Raw genomic sequence first — 6000 nt, 5'->3', positions numbered from 1 at the left:
AAAAAAGTTGATATTTCTCACTTTTTGAGACTGTGGCTCATTCTTATAAATTTATAAATACAATGCTATAAGTTTTTAGTTATCGTCTAATGAGCAAATCCAATATAAAAAGCACAAGTGCAAATCATCACACCTGTGCTTTTATTTTATAGCTACGGTTTTATCCCACGCTTTCATTCTGCTCTTGTTTAGCTTTAAAACGCGATAACGAAGTGACCGCAATCGCTGAAAGCACAATCCCCGGTGCACTTGCCAGCAAGATGCCTGTAGTTCCTAAACCTAATGCCAGAATTTTACCTGTTAGCAATGGTCCCGTCATTGCCCCTAACCGGCCTAAAGAAATGGCACTCCCCACCCCAGTCACTTTACCAGAGCCTGAGTAAAAGATTGGAGAAATACCGTAAAGGATCGATTGACCACCCGTAGAAAAAATACCACCCAACACCCCTGCAATAATTAATACCGTCGCGACCTTACTGGTAAACAGTAATAATATGGCGATAAACAAACCTGTATAGATAATGGCTGCCATTTGCCATAATTTTAGACGGTCTAACAAAAATCCAAAGCCCAACGTTCCTATTACTGCACCCACTTGGAATACCAGCATGACTAAAAATGCTTGTTGCTTTTCTAAGCCTTGTTCCATCAGTAAGTTGGGTAACCAGCTAATTAAAATATAGTTCACCATTAAGGTAAAAAAGAAGCTGACCCAGAGCGGTAAAGTTTGTTTAAATTTTTGCTGTTGAAATAATACTTCTATCATTGCAGGCACAGGCGTAGCGTCCGTTTGCGCTGAAAGTGCTACTGGCTTAGGCTTATCTTTTAAAATAAATGCCATGAAGGGAATCAGAACCAATGGCGTTATTCCACCGATCAGGAACAGGGTTTGCCATGGAATATCTTTAAAATAAATCGCCAACCCTGCTACAAAAATTGCCCCGACAGGCAAACCACAATACATCAAACTGTTTAATTTGCCGCGGTTGGCTTCAGTTGCTTCATCACCCACCACTGAAATCATGGTCGGCATAGCAGCACCTAAACCCAGCCCCGTGAAAAAACGCGCAAGATATAAAACCTCTACATTCGGTGCGACCGCACTGATGCTAAAAAACACCCCAAAAATCGCAATCGAGAGCATCAGGACTTTCTTTTGCCCTAAAAAATCTGCAACGCGTCCACCAAAGAATGCACCAAACAGCATGCCAAATACACCAAGGCTGAACACATACCCCATTTGTACTTGATCTAATCCAAAGGTTGCTGCGATTCCTTTTGCTGCAATACCAGGTGCTTGTAGGTCAAAGCCTTCAAAAAATGCCACCCAGAAACACAAAAAAACGGTGAGGAATTTCTGCATTTTTCCCGTGTTTGTTTGAGCCATAATTGATCTCCATTCAATAGTTTGCAAGTTGGCTAAAACTTGTGGGGCTATTTTGAAAGGGATTACTGGCGAGAAATAGCACGACAATGGTCGGGTTTAATTTGTTTGTGCCAAGCAGCTTAAACAAATTAAGAGCTAAAAGCTTATTTCTCAATAGTTTTAAGCGATTAAATATTATTAAAATTATTATTTTTCATATAGATAAAAAATGGAAAGCTATTCGCTATCATGCCATTACTAAAAATGATAATCCTCATTTTTGCAAAAAAAACCCGCTCTCAAGCGGGTTTTTACAAATCAAATTAGCTTAAGCAGATTTCTTGGTTTGTGCATTCTTACGAATCGTAATCATCACCAACTGCACTGCTGCTGGTGTCACACCAGGAATACGGCTTGCTTGTGCTAAAGTATCTGGACGTACATCTTTCAGCTTTAAGGTAATTTCACGTGAAAGACCTGAAACCACATCGTAGTTAAAATCGGCTGGAATTTTGGTTTCTTCCAAACGCTTCATTTGCGCGACATCTTCATGCTGACGGTTAATATAACCTTCGTATTTCACCGCAATTTCAATTTGGTCGCCCACTTGTGGTGACACTTCAGAACCAGTCAATTCTGCAATTTGAGCAAATGAAATATTTGGACGTTTCAACAGGTCAATTGCGCTACATTCTTTCGACAAGTCAGCACCTGTCATTTCAACAAACTTTTTACCCATTGGGTTGTTTGGTGCGGCCCATAAATGCTGTAAACGACCTGTTTCTGTTTCAACCGCTTCCATTTTTTCACAGTAAGCTGCCCAACGAACGTCATCCACCAAGCCCATTTCACGACCCACTGGCGTTAAACGTTGATCCGCATTGTCTTCACGCAACATCAAACGGTATTCCGCACGTGAGGTAAACATACGGTACGGTTCTTTTGTACCCAATGTAATCAAGTCGTCAACCAATACGCCCATATAGGCTTCATCACGTTTTGGCGTCCATTGTTCTTGATCCCATGCACGACGTGCAGCATTCAGACCTGCCAATAGACCCTGTGCACCCGCTTCTTCATAACCCGTCGTACCATTAATCTGACCTGCGAAATACAGGTTGTTAATAGCCTTGGTTTCTAAAGTAAATTTAAGTGCTTGCGGGTTGAAGTAATCATATTCAATCGCATAACCAGGACGCAAAATATGCGCATTTTCCATACCACGAATTGAACGTACCAATTCAAATTGCACGTCAAATGGTAAAGAGGTCGAAATACCGTTTGGATATAATTCGTGTGTATCCAAACCTTCTGGCTCTAAGAAAACTTGATGCGAATCTTTGTCTGAGAAACGGTGAATTTTATCTTCAATCGATGGGCAGTAACGTGGACCAACCCCTTCAATTACACCAGTGTACATTGGTGAACGGTCTAAACCGCCACGAATAATGTCATGGGTTTTTTCATTGGTATGTGTGATGTAGCAGTTCACTTGTTCTGGGTGCATAGACGCGTCACCCATGAACGACATCACTGGAGATGGGAAATCACCCGGTTGTGGTGTCATCACAGAGAAGTCTACTAAACGTGCATCAATACGTGGTGGAGTACCCGTTTTTAAACGACCAACAGGAAGGTTTAATTCACGTAAACGTGCTGCAAGCGCAATAGAAGGAGGATCACCAGCACGACCACCGCTCGATTTTTCCAAACCAACGTGAATCACGCCGCCCAAGAATGTGCCTGTAGTCAGTACAACCGTTTTCGCATCAAAGCGAATACCCATTTGTGTTACTACACCTTTAACGGTATCGCCTTCTACAATCAGGTCATCAGCCGCTTGCTGGAAAATATCCAAATTGGCTTGGTTTTCTAAAGTCTCACGAATTGCAGCTTTATAACGCACACGGTCAGCCTGCGCACGTGTTGCACGTACTGCTGCGCCTTTACGTGAGTTCAGAATACGAAACTGAATACCACCTTTATCGGCAGCCAGTGCCATCGCACCGCCTAAGGCATCAATTTCACGAACGAGGTGTGATTTACCAATACCACCAATGGCTGGGTTACAGCTCATCTGCCCTAAAGTCTCAATGTTATGAGTCAAGAGTAAAGTCTGTCGACCCATACGCGCCGCAGCAAGCGCTGCTTCCGTACCTGCGTGACCGCCACCGATAACAATGACATCGTAAACTTTAGGATAATGCATAGTGGTATAGAGAGATGTAAAAAGAATGACAGAACATTATATCAAATTTTGCTGGATAAGTTGACAAAGCTAGTCAATTTTATTTTTAAACATTCCATCTTCAATGTTGCATATCACTACATAAACACTATTGAATTGTCTATCAATTAAGCAATTAAACACAAATTCTCTGCACTTTTTACCTGATTTACACTGTTTTATTTTGTCTATTTTTTATCCTATTAATTAATGACATTAGAAACAAAGGAACAAGGTACGCATCATGAATAAGAATATTCTACTCTCTGCTGTTCTCTGCGGTTTATGTCTCGCGCCATTTGCAACCCAAGCAAATGATAAAGTTGAAACTACCTACAACGCCCAAAAATACATGCAACTCTGTAAAGGTAAGTCTCAAGGTACTTGGGTGAGTTTTGCCTACCGCGGAATTATTTGGAATGGTACCTGTGAGCCACAGTTTTTTAGTATGAATAAAGCCGTCAAAGGCAATGAAACCGAATTAATGACCGCATGTCAAATGGATATGGCAACCAAATCTGTCATGATCAATGGTATGGAAGTGAAAGGGAAATGTGCACTTGGCTTTACCCCACCCCATCCTAAATAAACACCACATATTCCAAAGTTATCCTCCACAAAGTGGTCATCGGTTGTACGCCTTTGACCATTTCTATTTTGTGTTAATAACACCATCCGAAATTCAACAACTCTAAAAATGAGGCTTACTAATTAACACTAATGTGAAATCTTTTTTATTCAAATAAAACAATCACAAGTGATAAATAGAAACTATATTTAAGCCGCATTCACTCTTTTAGCTCCATCTTAAAGGAAAAGCTTTTTATGGTGAATGACTCTATTCGAAGAGCTTCTCAACGTAGTCTATTGATGGGCAAGATTGAAAAATGATTTTGATATTCGATAAAACTCTAAATGCCTGCTCTCCCTTTTACTTTTCCTTAACGTCAGTAAAAATAGGCACCAGATCAATTTGAGTACCGTTCGGTCACGTTTTACTGTTATTTTGAGCACAATTTGCACTTGCTAAATTTAAATGTGGATGCCTTATCTTGATATGACACATTACCAAGTTGCAACGCTTCAAATCTGAGCAAACTAAAATATTCTCCATTAATTATTAAAAAGTAATTACTTATAGCTGTGGCGCGAGCTTCCATGAAAATGAAGCATTTAAGCAAGCGTGTCATTCATCACAATAACGCTTAAAAATCGCAAAATAAATATCCGCATCCTCTCCAACACAGCACTGTGCATAAATGTCATTTGCAATTGATTTGAATTGATTATGATCAAAGGGATTGTGTATCGCTATGCGCGAAAGACCCTCACAAAAATATTGCACACAATCCCAATCACAAAAACTCAGGATCGAGTTTGACTGATTTTAAAAATTAAATTGATTAAACAATAGGAATAAAGAATGGATGCTGGATTGATTACCGTTGTTTTGCCATTAGCCTTGGCAATTGTTATGATGGGTTTGGGTTTAGAACTTACCCCCAAAGATTTTGCACGTGTCACTCAACAACCCAAAGCTGTACTAATTTCATTGTTCAGCCAACTTTTTCTGCTGGTCGGTGTTGCCTTCCTGCTCTGTAAGCTCTTTGCTCTACCCCCACTGCTCGCAGTCGGTTTAATGTTATTGGCAGCTTCACCTGGTGGTAGTACTGCTAACTTATTCAGCTACTTATTTAAAGGCGATGTTGCTTTAAATATTACCCTCACCGCGATTAACTCTGTACTCGCTGCCATAACCTTGCCATTAATTGTCAATTTCTCCATCAATCATTTTATGAATGATGGACAACAAGTCAGCTTACAGTTCAGCAAAATTATTCAGGTGTTTAGCATCATTATTGTACCCGTCTGCATCGGCATGCTGATTCGTCATTTTGCCCCGAATTTCACCCATAAAATGAACAAGCCTGTCCGTATCTTTGCCGTGGTATTCTTGGTGCTGATTATCATCGCTGCCTTTATGAAAGAGCGCGCGCACATCATGGAATATTTTGCGCAAATTGGTGCGGCAACCATCCTGTTCTGTATCATCAGCCTGACGATTGGTTATTTTGTACCGCGTCTAATGGGTGTACATACCACTCAAGCACGTGCCTGTGCCTTTGAAATTGGCATCCATAACGGTACATTAGCCATGACCATTGCACTAACAGTCTTGGAAAATACTACGGTATCCATTCCAGCAGCCGTGTATTCACTCTTCATGTACATCATCGCGGCTGGCTTCGGCATGTTATTGAATAAATTTGATCGTGCCACCGCACCTGCCCATAACAGCAACTCACTGAAACTCGAATCTTAATCAATAATCAGGATGCTTCGGCATCCTTTTTTACAGTTATATGAAAGAGTAGCTGTCTGGACTGCACTCCGCTACAATGGGCGC

At 40.8% G+C, this 6000-nt stretch carries 4 protein-coding genes; 2 read left to right on the top strand and 2 right to left on the bottom strand.

From position 1 onward, the window contains the following. Positions 1 to 160 precede the first annotated feature (160 nt). The gene (gene mhpT / locus ACWQ4X_RS16630; RefSeq protein WP_457904391.1) at positions 161 to 1387 is read right to left on the bottom strand and encodes a 3-(3-hydroxy-phenyl)propionate transporter MhpT; all 1227 of its coding nucleotides are present in this window, start codon (positions 1385 to 1387) and stop codon (positions 161 to 163) included. A 307-nt stretch (positions 1388 to 1694) separates the two neighbouring features. Further along, positions 1695 to 3575, bottom strand: coding sequence for a tRNA uridine-5-carboxymethylaminomethyl(34) synthesis enzyme MnmG (gene mnmG, locus ACWQ4X_RS16625; RefSeq protein WP_457904390.1), 1881 nt, complete (start codon positions 3573 to 3575; stop codon positions 1695 to 1697). Between the two features lie 262 nt (positions 3576 to 3837). Between mnmG and ACWQ4X_RS16620 the strand changes: the two genes are divergently transcribed. After that, entirely contained in the window at positions 3838 to 4182 is a 345-nt protein-coding gene (locus ACWQ4X_RS16620) for a hypothetical protein (protein ID WP_142769008.1), read from the top strand. An 834-nt stretch (positions 4183 to 5016) separates the two neighbouring features. Further along, on the top strand, positions 5017 to 5916 hold the full coding sequence (locus tag ACWQ4X_RS16615) for a bile acid:sodium symporter family protein (RefSeq protein ID WP_457904389.1): 900 nt from the start codon (positions 5017 to 5019) through the stop codon (positions 5914 to 5916). Positions 5917 to 6000 lie beyond the last annotated feature (84 nt).

It is taken from the genome of Acinetobacter sp. NigerLNRRAM0016 (assembly GCF_054112845.1).
The sequence above is the reverse complement of the archived record's forward strand: the minus strand, read 5'-3'. Positions and strand labels throughout refer to the sequence as shown.